17 protein-coding genes are annotated in these 16,100 nt (G+C 70.0%); 8 read left to right on the top strand and 9 right to left on the bottom strand.

Annotation, left to right across the window (positions count from 1 at the left end):
- Positions 1-73 precede the first annotated feature (73 nt).
- Positions 74-1,591, top strand: coding sequence for an undecaprenyl-phosphate glucose phosphotransferase (locus tag ACLBYG_RS10300; RefSeq protein ID WP_447681402.1), 1,518 nt, complete (start codon positions 74-76; stop codon positions 1,589-1,591).
- 41 nt (positions 1,592-1,632) lie between these two features.
- Here ACLBYG_RS10300 and ACLBYG_RS10295 read toward each other — a convergent pair whose 3' ends face one another.
- The 9 genes from ACLBYG_RS10295 to ACLBYG_RS10255 form a co-directional block, all read right to left on the bottom strand.
- Positions 1,633-1,986, bottom strand: a complete 354-nt coding sequence (locus tag ACLBYG_RS10295) for a hypothetical protein (RefSeq protein ID WP_132366675.1) — start codon at positions 1,984-1,986, stop codon at positions 1,633-1,635.
- 213 nt (positions 1,987-2,199) lie between these two features.
- Positions 2,200-4,770, bottom strand: a complete 2,571-nt coding sequence (locus ACLBYG_RS10290; protein WP_447681401.1) for a TonB-dependent receptor — start codon at positions 4,768-4,770, stop codon at positions 2,200-2,202.
- 247 nt (positions 4,771-5,017) lie between these two features.
- Positions 5,018-5,656 carry a hypothetical protein gene (locus tag ACLBYG_RS10285; protein ID WP_447681400.1) on the bottom strand — a complete coding sequence of 213 codons (639 nt, stop codon included), beginning with the start codon at positions 5,654-5,656 and terminating at the stop codon, positions 5,018-5,020.
- 13 nt (positions 5,657-5,669) lie between these two features.
- A complete protein-coding gene (locus ACLBYG_RS10280; protein WP_331299091.1) occupies positions 5,670-6,563 on the bottom strand; it encodes an ABC transporter permease in 894 nt (297 codons plus the stop codon).
- Positions 6,560-7,309 (bottom strand): ABC transporter ATP-binding protein, encoded by a 750-nt coding sequence (locus ACLBYG_RS10275; protein ID WP_447681399.1) that lies wholly within the window; start codon positions 7,307-7,309, stop codon positions 6,560-6,562. Before ACLBYG_RS10275 ends, ACLBYG_RS10280 begins: the two co-directional genes overlap by 4 nt.
- Positions 7,306-7,548 carry a hypothetical protein gene (locus tag ACLBYG_RS10270; RefSeq protein WP_091926749.1) on the bottom strand — a complete coding sequence of 81 codons (243 nt, stop codon included), beginning with the start codon at positions 7,546-7,548 and terminating at the stop codon, positions 7,306-7,308. Before ACLBYG_RS10270 ends, ACLBYG_RS10275 begins: the two co-directional genes overlap by 4 nt.
- A complete protein-coding gene (locus ACLBYG_RS10265; RefSeq protein ID WP_447681398.1) occupies positions 7,548-7,982 on the bottom strand; it encodes a hypothetical protein in 435 nt (144 codons plus the stop codon). The genes ACLBYG_RS10270 and ACLBYG_RS10265 overlap by 1 nt, the downstream gene beginning before the upstream one ends.
- 67 nt (positions 7,983-8,049) lie before the next feature.
- Entirely contained in the window at positions 8,050-9,033 is a 984-nt protein-coding gene (locus ACLBYG_RS10260; protein WP_020092085.1) for a YVTN family beta-propeller repeat protein, read from the bottom strand.
- Positions 9,034-9,154: 121 nt separating this feature from the next.
- Positions 9,155-10,426 carry an ABC transporter substrate-binding protein gene (locus tag ACLBYG_RS10255; RefSeq protein WP_447681397.1) on the bottom strand — a complete coding sequence of 424 codons (1,272 nt, stop codon included), beginning with the start codon at positions 10,424-10,426 and terminating at the stop codon, positions 9,155-9,157.
- Between the two features lie 186 nt (positions 10,427-10,612).
- Between ACLBYG_RS10255 and ACLBYG_RS10250 the strand changes: the two genes are divergently transcribed.
- Genes ACLBYG_RS10250 through ACLBYG_RS10220 form a run of 7 tightly spaced genes read left to right on the top strand, consistent with a single transcriptional unit; the run spans position 10,613 to position 16,100 of the window.
- Positions 10,613-11,137: a DUF3280 domain-containing protein gene (locus tag ACLBYG_RS10250; RefSeq protein WP_447681396.1), complete on the top strand. Its 525-nt coding sequence runs from the start codon at positions 10,613-10,615 to the stop codon at positions 11,135-11,137.
- 27 nt (positions 11,138-11,164) lie between these two features.
- Positions 11,165-11,866, top strand: coding sequence for a (5-formylfuran-3-yl)methyl phosphate synthase (locus ACLBYG_RS10245; protein ID WP_447681395.1), 702 nt, complete (start codon positions 11,165-11,167; stop codon positions 11,864-11,866).
- Positions 11,863-12,438: an amino acid kinase family protein gene (locus ACLBYG_RS10240; RefSeq protein WP_447681394.1), complete on the top strand. Its 576-nt coding sequence runs from the start codon at positions 11,863-11,865 to the stop codon at positions 12,436-12,438. Before ACLBYG_RS10245 ends, ACLBYG_RS10240 begins: the two co-directional genes overlap by 4 nt.
- The gene (locus ACLBYG_RS10235) at positions 12,435-13,997 is read left to right on the top strand and encodes a DUF6513 domain-containing protein (protein ID WP_447681393.1); all 1,563 of its coding nucleotides are present in this window, start codon (positions 12,435-12,437) and stop codon (positions 13,995-13,997) included. The genes ACLBYG_RS10240 and ACLBYG_RS10235 overlap by 4 nt, the downstream gene beginning before the upstream one ends.
- Positions 13,998-14,001: 4 nt before the next feature.
- Positions 14,002-14,592: a DUF447 domain-containing protein gene (locus ACLBYG_RS10230; protein ID WP_056528823.1), complete on the top strand. Its 591-nt coding sequence runs from the start codon at positions 14,002-14,004 to the stop codon at positions 14,590-14,592.
- 21 nt (positions 14,593-14,613) lie between these two features.
- Entirely contained in the window at positions 14,614-15,147 is a 534-nt protein-coding gene (locus ACLBYG_RS10225) for an SRPBCC family protein (protein ID WP_056528820.1), read from the top strand.
- Positions 15,144-16,100, top strand: a complete 957-nt coding sequence (locus ACLBYG_RS10220; RefSeq protein WP_447681392.1) for a beta-propeller fold lactonase family protein — start codon at positions 15,144-15,146, stop codon at positions 16,098-16,100. The genes ACLBYG_RS10225 and ACLBYG_RS10220 overlap by 4 nt, the downstream gene beginning before the upstream one ends.

Genomic DNA, 16,100 nt, shown 5'->3' with positions numbered 1-16,100 from the left:
TAAATGTTCCCACAACGCCCCGTGCCAGGGTTTCGCCGAGGCAGCGACCGCAAGGCTCGGGGGGAGCCGATCGATGAGCGCGTTCGACATTCGCGATCTTCTCGAGGCCGCCGTCCCGATGGAGGCGTCCTCGACCCCGGCCAAGGGCAGCGTGCCCCTCGCCGAGGCCGCCGTCCCCGGCCCGACGGCGATCTCGCCCGTCGTGGTGGCCGGTCTGGTGCGCGGGCTGGAATGCGCACTCATCTTCGGCTTGGGCGCATTGCTGCACGTGCTGATGCTCCGCGGTCGCGTCCCGTTCGGGCTGACCTACGCGGGCGCGATCGGCATGATCGCGGTGATCACCGTGACGCTGATCCAGGCGTCCGGCGGCTACCGGGTCGCCGCCTTCCGGAGCTTCTTCAAGACCGCCGTCCGGCTGATCGCTGCGTGGTCGATGACGTTCCTGATGGTCGCCGCCGGCCTCGTGTTGGCCAAGGTCGCCGACCACTACTCGCGCCTTTGGCTCGCGACCTTCTTCGGCACCGGCCTCGCGATGCTGCTGGTCGGCCGCTTCGTCCTTTTCCGCATCATCGATGCCCAGACCCGGGCGGGACGGTTCGACCGGCGCACCGCGATCGTGGGCGGCGGACAGCCCGCGGAGGACCTGATCGCCGCCCTGGAGACGCAGAGCGAGAGCGGCATCCGCATCGTCGGGGTGTTCGACGACCGCAACGCCGATCGCTCCTCGGACGTGGTGGCGGGGCACCCGAAGCTCGGCAACGTCGACGACCTCGTCGCCTACGCGCGGCACGCACGGCTCGACCTGATCGTCTTCACGATCCCGATCACCGCGGAGTCCCGAATCCTCCAGATGCTCGCCAAGCTCTGGGTCCTGCCGATCGACATCCGCCTCTCGGCGCACGCTGCAAAGCTGCGCCTGCGCCCGCGCAGCTACTCGTATCTGGGCTCCGTCCCGGTGCTGGACGTGTTCGATCGTCCGATCGCCGACTGGGACGTCGTGGTGAAGGCGCTGTTCGACCGCTGCGTCGGCCTGATGATGCTGCTGGCGCTATCGCCGCTCATGCTGGTCATCGCCCTCGCGGTCCAGCTGACCTCGCGCGGGCCGGTGCTGTTCCGGCAGAAGCGCCACGGGTTCAACAACGAGCTGATCGAGGTCTACAAGTTCCGCTCGATGTACGTGGATCAGTGCGACGCCGGCGCGGCCAAGATGGTGACACGGGGCGATCCCCGGGTCACGCCGGTCGGGCGCTTCATCCGGAAGACCTCGCTCGACGAGCTGCCGCAGCTGTTCAACGTGCTCAAGGGCGACCTGTCGCTGGTCGGCCCGCGCCCGCACGCGTTGCAGGCCAAAGCCGCCAACACGCTCTACGACCAAGTGGTCGACGGCTACTTCGCGCGCCACAAAGTGAAGCCCGGCATCACCGGATGGGCGCAGGTCAATGGCTGGCGCGGCGAGACCGACACCTCAGAGAAGCTGCAGCGGCGCGTCGAGCACGACCTCTACTACATTGAGAACTGGTCGGTGCTGCTCGATCTGCAGATCTTGCTGACCACGCCGTTCGCGCTGTTCAAGACCGAGAACGCCTACTGAGCGGAAGGGCCGGCACCGGAGCGGTGCCGGCCGGAAGCGCGCTACGGCAGCGCGCCGGCCTTCTCCTTGGCCTTCAGGATCGTGTCGCGGCAGCCCTGGGCGTCGCCGCCCTTGTCCTGCTGGCGCGCCTGCGCGACCAGCTTCTTGGCTTCCTCGACGCCCGCGGCGGTGGGCTTCACGGCGGCGTCCGACTTGGTGAGCGCCGGCGGCGTGTCGAGCGCCTTGGGCGAGTTCGAGGACGTGGTGCCGCCGGGCGGCGTCGTGCCGGTCACCGAGGCCGCGCCGGCGCTGTCCAGCCGCCGCTGCAGCGTGTCGACCTCGTCGGCGCACGGGGTCGCCAGGGCTGGCGTCGCGGCCGCCAGGGCCAGGGCTGCAACGGCGAAACGCATGATCATCGGGACGAGGCTCCACGGTGTTGGGATGCGGCCGGCGCCGACCCCTCATGCATGAGCGGACGGTGATGCGCCGGTGCGGCTACCGGGGAGACGCCGGGCGAACGGGCCCGTTCCCGAGACAGGAGGCCGCATGCGGTAGCGCGGAAACGCGACGGGCGCCCCGCGCGGCCTTTTGGCCGCGGGAGGCGCCCGCCTCTCGACGCCGCTGACGGATCAGTACTTCCGGATGATCGGCTCCGGCGACATCGGCACCGGATCGGCGCCGAAGGCGTAGCGGATGCCGGCGTAGACCGAGAAGGGCTGCGCCAGGGTCGTGGTCCGCGGATCGCTGATCCGCAGGTTGCCCGCCACCGCGCCCGGCTCGGCGTAGGTGCCGAACGTGGTGTAGCGGTTGTTGGTCAGGTTGGTGATGAGGCCGAAGACCTCGAGGTTCTTCGTCACCTGATACTTCGTCTGGAAGTTCAGAACGTAGTAGGGCGGCAGCTTGCGGTTCAGGTTCGACTCGTCGCCGCGGAAGTAGGACGAGGAGAAGGCCTGGAGGTAGAGGCCGAACTGCCAGTTGGGCGTGACGAAGTAGTCGAACCCGGCCTTGATCTGGTGGGTCGGCACCAGCGGCACGACGTTGCCCTTGCGGACCTGGATCGCGCCGTCATCCGCGAGCGGGTTGTTGGGCGACGACAGGGTGCCGTTGAACTGGAAGGTCGCGTCGACCAGCGCGTAGTTGGCGTAGACTCGCAGGTAATCGGCCGTGTACTCGCCGCCGACCTCGATGCCCTGCCGCTGCGTCGACGGCACGTTGACGAAGTAGGCGCGGGCGGTGTTGCCGGGGGTGGCCAGCGACAGGATGTCGTTGGCGAGATCGGTGCGGAAGGCGCCGATCTTGTAGGTGATGATGCCGCCGTCATAGGTGTTCGGCAGCTGGCCGCGGAAGCCGACCTCGTAGGTCCGCCCGGTGACCTGCTTGAGCGGCGGGTCGGCCACCAGCGAGTTCGGCAGCAGGCACGGCCGGTCCGGGTTGGCGCAGGCCAGCTCCAGCGGGGTCGGGGCGCGGTTCGACTCCGAGTAGCTGCCGTAGAGGTTCAGCGCGTCGAAGAACCGGTAGGTCAGGCCGGCGACCGGGTTGATCTTGTTGAAGTAGTGCGTGCCGGTCACGTCCGGCGAGAAGCCGGTCAGGTCCTCGCTCTGGATGCGCGCGAAGTTGAGCCGGGCGCCGGCGGTCAGCGACAGCCGGTCGGTCACGTCGAGCGTGTCGAGGGTGTAGAGACCCATGTAGAGGTTTGAGCCGTTGACCGAGCTCGGCGCGATGCCGAGCGCGCCGGCGGTCCGCAGCTGCGGTGTGCCGAGGCCCGGGACGTTGCCGTAGAACGGGTTGCTCGGGTTGGTGGTGATCGACAGATCCGGGTTGATGACGCCGAGCGTGCTGGACGACTTGAAGCCGTAATTGGCCGCGTCGATGCTGCCGCCGACCACGAAGGTGTTGGACAGGCCGAAGATCCGGTCGCGGTTGGCGGCCTGGAGCGAGCCGCCGAAGCCGGTGGCTTCCGTCCGGGTCGTGTCCAGCGTGCCGTACGGGATGCCCGCCCGGAACGGGATGCGCTGGTTCTGTTGCCCCAGGATCAGGAACTGGTTGCGGAAGGCGAGCTGCGACTGTCCGGCCGCCGGGCTGAACCCGTCATCCTCGAAGCAGAGGTTGCCGCGGAAGCTGGAGCGCGTGCTGCAGTTCTCGAAGTTGCCGTCGTTGCCGTCGACGTAGGTCTGGCTGAAGCGGCGGAAATAGGCGTTGCCGGCGAGATCCCAGGTCGGCGAGATGTCGACCCGGCCGGTCAGCTGGAGCGTGCCGACCTCGGTGGTGGTGGTCTGCGGGAAGGTGAAGATCGCCCGCGGGTCGCGGTGGGTGAAGTCCACCGGCGTGGCCGCGGCTGCGCCGTAGAAGCTGCGGGCGGCGAGCCCGATCAGGTGGAACTCCGCATCCTGCGAGCGGTAGCCGATGTCACCGTAGAGGCGGCCGATCGTGCTCGGGCTCTCGTAGCGCCAGCCGCGGTCGTTCAGGCCGTCGCCGGTGAAGTAGACGCTCCAGGGACCGGAGACCTTGCCGTACTCGAGGTAGCCGGCGGTGCGCGCGTCCGAGCCGCCCCAGGCCGAGATCTCGGTGCCCTGCCAGGTGAAGCCGTTCTTCATCTGGATGTTGACCGCGCCGCCGAGCGCATTGAGGCCGAAGACCGGGTTGCCGGTGACGACGTCGATGCGCTGGATCGCCTGCGGCGGGATCAGGTCGAAATTGACGATGTCGCCGAAGGCCTCGTTGATGCGCACGCCGTTCTGGTAGACGGCGAGCCCCTGCGGCACGCCCTGCACGGGCGAGGCCGTGAAGCCGCGGTAGGTGATGTCGACGCGGTTGTTGTTGCCCTGCGAGTCCGAGACGTTGATGCCGGGCGTGCGGCGGGCCAGCGTCGTGGTCAGGTTGTCGCTGGCGCGATCGATCGTGATATCGCTCGCCGTGACCGATTCGACGGTGCTGGGGATCTTGTAGAGCGGCTGCTCGGAGCCGCGCAGCCGCACGCCGGTGCTCGGTCCCAGGGAGCCGGCCGGCGGCACCGGTCCGGGACCGTTGAAGATCTGCGCCTGGCTCGAATTTCCGCCGCCGGACCCGACCGGCGACGTCGAGACGACGCTGATCTCGCCGAGCGTGACCGATTGCTGAGCCTGCACCGCCGCCGGGAGAACCGTCCCGGCGAGAACCGATGCCGACGCGACCAGGCTGCTCCGAAGCGCCCGAAGTGACATCCCCAACCCCCTCAAACCCAAACACGTGCTCGTGACTGCCGAGCTTGGGTCTTTCTTGGAGGGTGCCGGGAACGCGCACAATTGGTTCAAGAACACGTGAGACGCGTTTCGGCCTCATTTCCGGCCCGCGCCGACCGAAGCCGCCGCCACGTGGTTAAACAGCAACAGTTTCGGTAAAGATTTCAGGCACTTAAGGATATTTCGGCAATCTGCCCGGGATAGTTTGGCAATGATCGCCGGCGCGGGGTCAGAGCCGCGCCTGAATCAGGCGCGCGATCTCGCCGAGCCGCTGCTCGAGCAGCTGCGGAACCTCGCAGACATAGGTCAGCGACTGGCTCCGCTCCTGGAAGATCCGGCGATCCCAGGCGAACTTCGTCTCCAGCTCGGACTGGTCCTTCGGGAGTTCCGTGGCGTCGGAGGCGCTCGGCGCGTCCTTCACCTGACTGATCTTGTCGGCCTCGTCGCGGATTCGCTCGGCCATCCGGCGCTGGCCCTGCGCGTAGCGCGCGATGCCACCCACCACCTTGTTGCGCTCGCCGTTCAGCACCTCGAACACGCCGGCGTAGACGCGGGTCAGGGCCTTGTCCTTCGCGTCCTTGTCGGAGCCGAACTTCTCCGCGAACGTGTCGAGAAGCGGGCCGACCTGCGAGAGGTCGGTGCGGCGCGACGCGATCTTCTGCGCCAGGACGGCGGCGTCGTTGTCGCTGCCCCAGTCGCCGGCGGCCTCCACGTCGGGGCCGGTCCAGAATTGGCCGGAGCTGAGTGTGGCGACCTTGCGCTGGACGCAGGGCCAATCCGGATCCTGTTTCGGCTGCGCCAGGGCTGGACCGGCGAGGATCGCGAGCCCCAGCGCCGGGCCGACGATGCGGGTCAGGAGGACGTTCATCGGGCGGACTCCATCAGGTGTTGTCGCCGGCCGGGCCGCCGCGCCGGGCCATGATGCCGCGGCCGGGGTCGTAGGCGACCACCGCCATGCCGAAGAAAGCGAGCCCCACGCCCACCACCACGGCGCAGGCGACCGGCTCGAACTGGAGGTAGAGGGCGTAGCGGACGAGCTGGACGGCGTGGCTGAACGGGTTCAGCTCGCAGATCCAGTAGAGAGTCTCGGAGGATTCCCGGATCCGCCACAGGGGGTAGAGGGCCGACGAGGCGAAGAACATCGGGAAGATCACGAAGTTCATCACGCTGGCGAAGTTCTCGAGCTGGCGAACCAGCGAGGACAGGAACAGCCCGATCGCTCCCAGCATCAGCCCCGTGGCCAGGAAGGCCGGCAGCGCCGCGAGGTAGCCCAGCCACGGGATGTCGCTCTCCCAGAAATACGCCACAGCCAGGAACGCGTAGGCCTGCACGATCGAGACGGCGACGCCGGCGATCAGCTTGGCGAGCAGGAGCAGCCACCGCGGATAGGGCGAGGTGAGCAGCACCTTCATCGAGCCGACCTCGCGGTCGTAGACCATCGACAGCGACGATTGCATGCCGTTGAACAGCTGGATCATCACGGCGAGGCCCGGGACCACGTAGACCTCGTAGAGCACGTAGGTCTGGTAGGGCGGCTCAATGGACACGCCGAGCGTGTTGCGGAAGCCGGCCGCGAAGATGAACAGCCAGACCAGCGGCCGGACCAGCGCCGAGAAGAACCGCTCCTTCTGATTGAAGAAGCGCAGCAGCTCGCGGCGGACGATGCCGCCGAGGCAGATCAGGTAGCCGACCGCGTCGAGGCGGCCGATCCGCGCGGCCTGGCCGCGCGGCGGGGCGGTGCCGATCCGGGTGGCGAGCGGTGTCGGGTTCGTCATGCCGCCGCCCTCCCCGGTTCGGCGACCAGGCGGCGGAACGCGTCGGCGAGCGCCTCGCCGGGCCTGCCGATCCCGCCGGCCCGGCCCCGGGCGACGATCCGGCCCCGGTGCAGCACCACGGCGTCGTCGTCGTCCGCGATCTCCTCGAAGATGTGGGTCGCCCAGAGCACCGACAAGCCCTCCTCCCGCACCAGGGCGCGGACGATCGCCACGATGTCGGCCCGCGACTCGAGGTCGAGGCCGACGGTGGGCTCGTCGAGGAGCAGCAGGTCCGGGCGGTGGATCAGCGAGCGGGCGATCTCGATCCGGCGCGACTGGCCGCCCGAGAGCGTGCGCACCTTGTCGTGGCGGCGGTCCGCGAGTCCGACGCGGTCGAGCAGCTCGCCCACACGGACCTTGGCGGCGCCGCGGGCGATGCCGTGCAGGCTCGCGTGGTAGAGGAGATTCTGCTCGACTGTGAGATCGGTGTCGAGGGTCCGGGCCTGGAACACGACGCCGAGCCGCGCCAGCGCCCGGGACGGCTCGCGATCCAGGGCGTGGCCGAAGATCGAGACCCGCCCGGTCTGGTTGTTGTAGAGCCGGGTGACAACCGAGAACAGCGTCGTCTTGCCGGCGCCGTTCGGCCCCAGCAGCGCGGCGAAGTGGCCACGCTCCACCGTGATCGAGACGTCGTCCAGCGCGGCGCGGGCGCCGAACTTGTGGCCGACATGCTCGATCAGGAGGGCCGCCGGCTCGGTCGCGCTCATCGGCCCAGGACCTTCCGGGCGTCGGAGACGGCGTCGAGGCACTCGTCGAACTCGCCCTCCTTCTGCTCCCGCTCGGCCACCCGCAGGGCCTTCTTGAGCTTCGGCACCGCCGTCTCGGGCGGGTTTAGGGCGAGGGCGTCGCGGATCATCGTGATGCCCTCGGCGCAGGACGCAGCGTCGTCGGCCGCGAGGGCCGGGCCGGCGGCGAGGAGGCAGGCGGAGAGGAGGAGGATGCGCATCACTTCACCGTCAGCGTGCCGGTCATGCCCTTGGACTCCAGGCCGTGCACCGACCACGTGTAGCTGCCGGGCTTGATCGCGACGAACTCGATGGCGATCTCGCCGGGATCGTCGAACTCCAGGTGATCGGGTGGGCCGCCGCCGTGGATCTCCTTGTGCTCGATCACGATCTGGTTGAACCAGATGTAGCGGAAGAACTCCGGTGCGTAGAATTTGTATTCCTGGCGCCCCTTGGCGACGATCCGCAGCCGGTAGGCCTTGCCGGATTCCAGCGTGATGTCCTTGTTCTCGACCACGAAGTCGTTGCCCTGATCGTCGCCCAGGACGAGGTCGGGCAGGTTCTCCCGCTTCTTGGTCAGGTCGAGGGCACTGGCCGGTGCCGCGGCGAGCAGCCCTGCCAGGCCGAGGGCCGCCGTTCGAAACATGCGTGTCATGTCGTGTTCCACCCTAGAGCCGCGTCGCGCGCGGCCGTCCTCGCTCGGCGCCTGGAGGTCGCGCGGATCAGTTCGGCGAGATCGCCACGCCCCAAGGCAGGAGCCCGACCGGGATGCTCTTCACCACCTTCTCGGCGGCCACGTCGATCACCGAGACGTCGTTGGAGGTGCCGTTCGTGGTGAAGAGCTGCTTCTGGTCAGGCGTGAAGGCCAGCTGCCAGACCCGCTGGCCGACCGGCAGATACTTCTCGACCGCGTAGGTCTTGGCGTCGATCACGGCGACGCGGTTCGCCGGCCCGAGGGCCACGAAGGCCTTGGACCCGTCCTTGGTGATCCGGATGCCCACCGGCTGGATCGCCTCGTCGTTCACGCCCGGGATCTTGAAGGTGATCTTCCTGATCACGCGGCGCTGGGCGACGTCGATCACGCTCACCGTGCCGCCGACCTCCGCGGAGACCCACAGGAACTTGCCGTCGGCGGTGAACTCGGCGAAGCGCGGCCGGGCGTCGACCAGCACGTTGTCGATGACCTGGAATGTCTTCGTATCGATGAAGTGGGCCATGTTGGTCGTCTCGGAGGTGTTGACGAGGATCTTCCCGTCCGGCGACAGGCCCATCCCCTCCGGCTCGACGCCCACCGGTACCTCGGCGAGCACCTTGTTCTTCTCGATGTCGATGATCGTGACTTGGCTGTCGTCCTCGTTGGCCACGTAGAGCGGGTTCCCGGAGGCGTCGAGGATGAACTGCTCCGGATCCGGCCCGGAGCGCAGCGAGCGCACCACCTTTCCGGAACTGGTGTCGAGCACGTCGATCCGGTCGTCGTCGCTCGCGCAGACGAACAGCTCCTTGCCATCCTTGGAGACGGTCACACCGCGCGGGCGCCGCCCGACCTTCCACGTCGCCGTCACCGCCATCGTGTTTGTGTCGATGACGCTGACCGAGTTGCCCTTCTCGTTCGTCACGTAGGCGGTGAAGGCGGCGGCCGGCCCGCACAGGGCGAACCACGCACCGAGGGCGACCCCACTCAGACATGCCTCGACGCGGCGGCTCATACGGTTTCCTTCCCTTGCGACGGCCCGGCGCCCTGGGCGGACGTTCTCGGGGGACGTTTGTAGTGCGATTTCCGCGCGTTGCGAGGGCCTAGGCCGCTCGCCATCGCCGCAGGCCGCGGGTTCACTTGAACTTGCAGGTGGTCTCGGGGAGGTCGACGCCCAGCGTGTCGAGGGGCGTGCGCTGGTGCAGGAAACCCTGCTCCGGCGCGACGGAGACCAGCGCCTTCGGCTGTACCACGATGATCGCCTGCCGGAGCTGGTGGTCCCAGGGCCGGAAGCTCAGCGGCACGCCCTTGTAGGCCGGCAGCGTGAAGGCGGGCTCGACGAGGTACGGGGCGATCACGGCCGGGTCGTTGGTCTTCTTGGCCGTCACGGCCTCGCCCACCGTCCGCACCGCGGCCCAGACTTGATAGTCCAGCGGGCGCATCAGCCGGGAGGCGAGCCGCCGGAACCGGTTCTGGGCCTGCGCGGCGCCCCAGGTCTCCAGCACGGGGGACCAGGTCGTCGGCGTCAGCGCCTGCGTGCCGCCGACGGGGCGCGGATCGACCGTGCGGTAGGGCACGTAGTCGCCCCAGTCGCCCTCCTCGTCGGCCACGATGGCCATGTCGTAGTCGAGGCCCCGGGTGAAGACCATCGCCTCGGCGCGGGTCGGCGTGTCGCCGCGCGCCTTGGCGAGGGGGCCGAAGGTCCAGGGCTTCTCGGCGGTGATCTTCAGCGCGAACTTCCGCGCCGAGTTGCGCATCGCGTCGGCGTAGGCCTTGTCGGCGTCGGTCGGGCCGACGATCAGGAAGAGCTTCCGCCAGCGCATCACGGTCAGGTACTGCGCCAGGGCGTCGGTGAGCATCGCCCGCGACGGCAGGATGTGGAACACGTTGGCGCGGCACTCGGCGCCGCGCAGACGATCATCGGGCGCCCCCGCGTTGAGCACGACCGCGCCCGTGTCCTTGACGGCGTCGGCCACGGCCAGAACCGCGTCAGCGGGGAGCGCCAGGACCAGGTAGCGCACGCCCTTGCCGATCAGCTCCTTGGCCGCCGCCACGGCGTCCGGCTTGTCGTCGGTCAGGGCGACTTCGTCCAGGACGTAGGTCTGCTTGGTGAAGCGGCCGGTGGTGTTGTTGTCGGCGATGCCCATCTTGGCACCGGCCAGGCCCTCGTCCTCCGGCGCCGCCTCGGCATCGTACGAGGACGGGGCAGGCTGCGGCCGGTAGATCAGGCCGACATGGGTCTCGAGCGCCTGCGGAGCGGCGGCCTGGGCCGGCTGCGCCGCCGCGGCCGATGCCGGGTCCTCGGCCCGCGCCGCCGCCGGGGCCATGGCGAGCGCGACGGCGGCCGCGCACAGCCAGGACAGTCGCGTCTTGCGCCGGAGGGCCGTGTCGGGTGCAGGATGGTGCATGCGCGCGGCCTCTATCAGCTTCCGCTCAGGCCGCTCAACCGCGGCGTCTCGTCCCGACGTTCACGTTACCGTCGTGGGATAGGCGGGCGCGGAAGTACATTGCCAAATTGTCCCTTCGCCCGACCTATGGCGGGAACGATGCCGCCGCCTCGGGCGGTCGCACGCCTCGAGAGGAAGCTCCCGCCGATGCGCCACACGTCTCTCCGCGCCGCGCTCGCCTGCGGCGTCGTCCTGTGGACCGCCCTGCCCGGTGCGGCCGGCGCCGCCGAGAAGGCCGCCGTCTTCCCGGTCGAGCTGTTCGATCCCGGTGCCGCCTACGGATCCCGGACGCGGCCGATGGACGCCCGGAAGCTTGCCCTCGTCACCGACGAGTTGCGCAACGCCCTGCGCGACAAGGCCGGTCTGGAGATCGTCGATACCGCGCCCAAGGCCGACGTCGTGGCCAAGGAGGGGCCGCTCTACAAATGCAACGGCTGCGCGGCCGACATCGCCAAGAGCCTGGGTGCGGACCTCGTCGTGACCGGTTATGTGGAGAAGGGGTCCGGCCAGATCTTCAACCTGAGCGTCGCGATCGCCGAAGCCGATACCGGCAAGGTGGTGCGCGGCGGGCAGGTGACGATCCGGGCCGACACCGACGATACCTGGGCGCACGCGATGCGTTGGGTGGTGAAGAACCGCCTGCTCGCCGAGCCGTTGCCCGGGAAGTCCTGAGACGGCCCGTTCAAGTCCGAGTGTTTCGTGCCCGCGTCCACCATCCAGCAAGACCCCCTGCCCCGGCTCCTCGTCAGCGTTCGCGATCCGGCCGAGGCCGAGGCAGCCCGCCTCGCCGGCGCCGACCTGATCGACGCCAAGGACCCGGAGCGCGGGGCGCTCGGCGCCCTGGACGAGGCCGTCGTGCGGGAGATCGTCGCCCGCGTGTCCGGCGGTGCCGCGACGAGCGCGGTGGCCGATCCGGCGGCCGGATCCGTCGCCGCCCTGGCCCGGACCGGCGTCGACTGGGTGAAGGTCGGTCTACGTCCTGCCGAGATCCGGGACGCGGCGACGCTGGCCGATCGCGTCGCGGCCGCGCCGGGCCGGCTGATCGCCGTGCTGTTCGCCGAGGACGGGCCGGCGGCCCCGCATGTGCCCGCCCTGACGGCGGCTGGCTTCGCGGGCGCTATGATCGACACCGCCGGCAAGACCGGCGCCCGCCTGCCCGACCTCGCCGCGCCCTCGGACCTCTCGGCCTTCACCACCGCCTGCCGGGCGAACGGCCTGATGAGCGGCCTCGCCGGGTCGCTGCGGGTCATCGACATCCCCGGCCTCTGCGCGCACCGGCCGGATTACCTCGGCTTCCGCGGCGGCCTGTGCCGGGACTTCGACCGCCGCAACGGCATCGATCCCCTGCGCGTGACCGAGGCCCTGCGCGCCCTGCGGCCGAGCCGGCAGGACGCGGCGTGACGAGCGTCATCAAGATCGGCGGCAGCCTTGAGGCGGATCCGCATCGCCGCCGCGCCCTGCTGGAGGCGATCGGCGACGGCGCTCACGGGCGCTGCATCGTGGTGCCGGGCGGCGGCGCCTTCGCGGACGCCGTCCGGGCCGCGCAGGCGCGGGAGCGCTTCGGCGACGCCGAGGCCCATCGCCGGGCGCTCGACGCCATGGGCGACGCGGCCGGCATCTTCCGCGGGATCGAGCCGCGGCTGGTGCAGAGCCTGGAGCCCTGGGCTGAGGCCGCGCCCGCGCGGATCCGGGTTTGGAACCCGCGCACTCTCCGAGCCGGTCACCCGGACATTTCGGAGACCTGGGATGTGACCTCGGATAGCCTCGCCCTCTGGCTCGCGGCGCGGGTCGGGGCGGAGCGCTGCGTCCTGGTGAAATCCGTCGACGCGCCGCCGGGTCTCGACCCCGCCGCGCTGGCGCGGGACCGGATCGTGGACGCTGCCTTCCCGGGCTTCGCGGCCGGTTTCGGGGGGACGATCGAGGTCTGGGGACCGCACCGCCGCGTCGCGGTCGAGACGAGGGCCGCCGCGTGAGCACCGCCGAGCACATCGTCTTCGTCACCGGCCGCCTCGCCCGGGCGCGGCTCGAGAAGGTCGCGGCGGGGCTCCCGCAGACCCTGCACTGGAGCATCGCGGATGCCGGCGTGAAGGTCGCGGCGCTGATGACCGAGGAGATCATCCGCCGGCGGGTCGTACTGCCCGAGGGCGCCACGCGGATCGTCCTGCCGGGCCGGTGCCGGGCCAATCCCGAGCATCTCGCGGCGCATTTCGGCGTCCCGGTGGAGCGCGGACCCGACGAGGTGGTCGACCTGCCGGCCTGGCTCGGCCTGACCGCCCGCAAGGTCGACCTGTCCCGGCACGACCTCCGGATCTTCTCGGAGATCGTGGACGCGTCGAAGATGAGCGTCGACCAGATCCTTGCCAAGGGACTCGATCTCGCCGGGCGCGGCGCGGACGTCATCGATCTCGGCGGCCTGCCCGATACCCCGTTCCCGCACCTCGAGGATTCCGTGCGGGCGCTGAAGGGCGCCGGCCTGAGGGTCAGCGTCGATTCCTTCTCCCGCGAGGAACTGGTCCGGGGCGCCGGCGCCGGCGCCGACTTCCTGCTGAGCCTGAACGAGGAGACCCTCGATCTCGCCTTCGAGACCGACGCGGTGCCGATCCTCGTGCCGATGCGGCCGGACGACCTGCCCTCCCTCGATCGGGCGGTCGAGCGCATGCTGAAGGCGGGGCGGCCGTTCCTGGCCGACCCGATCCTCGAGCCGATCCACCACGGCTTCGTCGACTCGATCGCGCGCTACCGCGACACCCGCGCCCGCTGGCCCGAGATCGACATGATGATGGGCACCGGCAACCTCACCGAGCTGACCGAGGCCGATTCCTTGGGCGTCACGGCGCTGCTCGTCGGGATGTGCTCGGAGCTGTCGATCCGCAACGTGCTGATCGTGCAGGTCTCCAACCACACCCGCCGCACCGTCGAGGAGCATGACGCCGCCCGGCGGGTCATGTACGCGGCCAAGGCCGATTCGGCGCTGCCGAAGGGCTACGGCCGGGCGCTCCTCGCCCTTCACGACAAGCGCCCGTTCGTGCAGACCGTCGACGAGATCGCCCAGGCCGCCGCCGAGGTGCGCGACCCGAATTACCGGATCGTGATCGCCGAGGACGGGATCCACCTCTACAACCGCGACATCCACAGGGTCGGCACCGACGCGATGGCCTTCTTCCCCGACCTCGACGTGGCGAGCGACGGCGCCCACGCCTTCTATCTCGGCGCCGAACTCGCCAAGGCCGAGACGGCGTGGCGCCTCGGCAAGCGCTACGTTCAGGACGAGGCCCTCGACTGGGGCTGCGCGGCCGACGCCGACGTCGAGGATGCCACCGCCTTCAAGAAGGCCGGCCACACCCGCCATTCCGGACCCGACGCGCCCCCGCCCGGGACCCGCGACGCGCGCCTGGCCGGGCCCGAGGCCGGAGCGAGCCCGCCCGAAACCGTCCCGGAGGCCGCGGCGCGCGCCGCGGTCGCGCCCGAGCGCCCGCAGGATCCGCCGTCGAAGCTGGTCTGCGGGCGCCTCGTCCCCGCCGACAAGGCGTGAGGCCATGCCGCTGATTCTCGAGACCATCGTCACCACCTTGTCCCCGGCGGGCGAGCTGCACCTCGTCCCGTTCGGGCTGATCGGCGAGGATGAGGGCTACGTCCTCGCGCCGTTCCGGCCATCGCCGACGATCGTCAACCTGGAGGCCAATCCCTGCTTCGCGGCCTCGAGCCCGCGCGACATCCGCGTGATCGCTGGCGCGGTGACGGGCCGGCGCGAGTGGCCGACGCTGCCTTGCGCGGCGATCGAGGGCCGCCGCCTCGCCGACAGTTTCGGCCACGCGGAATTCGCGGTCGCCTCCGTCGAGGCCCACGAGACCCGGCCGCGCTTCCGGGGCCGGATGGTCCACAGCGCCGCGCACGCGCCGTTCATCGGCTTCAACCGCGCGCAGGCGGCGGTCCTCGAGGCCGCCATTCTTTCGACCCGGCTCCACATGCTGGAGCCCGGGAAGGTGTTGACGGAGATGGCCTACCTCGCCATCGCCATTGGCAAGACCGCGGGACCGCGCGAGCGCGAGGCCTGGGGTTGGATCGAGGACAAGGTCGCGGCGGCCCTCGGCCCCGAGGCGCGCGTCCTCGATCGCGACGACCGCTGAGGGCGGGAGGAGAAGGACAAGATGAAGAAAATTACCCTGGCCCTGGCGGCCACGGCGGCCCTGGTGGCGGCGACCGCGCAGGCCCACGGCCCGACCCGGCGCAAGATCACCGAGTCGATCGAGATCAACGCCCCCGCCGACAAGGTCTGGGCCGTGGTCGGCGACCTGAAGAACGCCGACTGGATGCAGAACGTCACCAAGACGGAACTCAACGGCGACCCGGCCGGCAAGTTCAAGCGCGTGCTGACGCTCAAGAACGGCAATCAGATCTCCGAGACCAGCAACAAGTACAAGCCCGAGGACAAGATGTTCTCCTACTACATCGACAAGGTCGATGTGAAGGATCTTCCGGCGAATGACTACTCGGCGACGATCACGGTCGAGCCCGAGGGCAACGCCAAGTCGAAGGTCGAATGGAAGGCGGCGTTCTACCGCGGCTACATGAACAACGACCCGCCGCCGGATCTGAACGACGAGGCCTCCGAGAAGGGCGTCGGCGACTGGATCAAGGCGAGCCTCGCCAACCTGAAGGCCAAGGTCGAGAAGGGCTCGTGAGCCCAGCACGGGGCCGCGCGGCCCTCGCCGCCGGCCTCGTCCTCGTGGCGACGGCCTCCCGTGCCGAACCGGCCCGGGAGGCCATCGTCACCGCCCAGCTCGGCGGCGCGGTCGAGATCGTCGACCTGGCCGCCGGGAAGGTGGCGCGCCGCATCCCCGTCGACGGGGCCCCGGCTGGGATCGCCCTGTCGCCCGATCGCCGGCGGGCCTACGTCACGCGCCCGGAGGGGCACGGCCTCGCGATCCTCGACCTCGACGCTGGCAAGGTCCTGTCCGAGGTGCCGCTGCCCGGCGGCCCGCTCGGCGTCGCTTCCGACCCGCGGGGCGGCGCGGTCTACGTGGCCGACTGGTACGGGCACCGCCTGTTCGTGCTGACCGAGCGCGACGGCACCCTGGTTCCGGACGGCGAGATCGCGGTCGGCGCTTCGCCCTCGGGGATCGCCGTCAGCCCCGACGGGGCGACGCTCTACGTCGCCAACCGCGAGGCCGACACGGTCTCGGTCGTGGACGCCGCGACCCGGCGGGAGACCAAGGTCATCCCGGTGGGGCAGCATCCGTTCGGAATCACGCTCGATGCCGCGGCGGGGCGCGCCTACACGGCCAACGTGACCGGCGACGACGTCTCGGTGCTGGATCTGAAGACAGGGCGCGAGATCGGCCGCATCCCGACCGGCCGCCGGCCCTACGTCATCGCCCTCGCCGGCGGGCGCGGCTTCGTGACGGACCAGTATGCCGGCAGCGTCACGGCGTTCGACCTCGCCACGCTCAAGCCGATCGCCGACGTCGATGTCGGCGACCACCCTGAAGGGATCGCCGCGGATCCCGACGGACGCCTCTACGTCGCCAACTGGGGCGACAACACGCTGAGCGTCCTCGATTCGAAGACGCTCAAGGTGCTGGCGACCATCCCGACGGGCAACGGCCCACGCTCGTTCGGCGCGTTCCTGCGCTGA

The organism is Methylobacterium sp. D53M (genome assembly GCF_053345625.1).
This window is presented reverse-complemented; position numbering and strand designations above follow the sequence as displayed.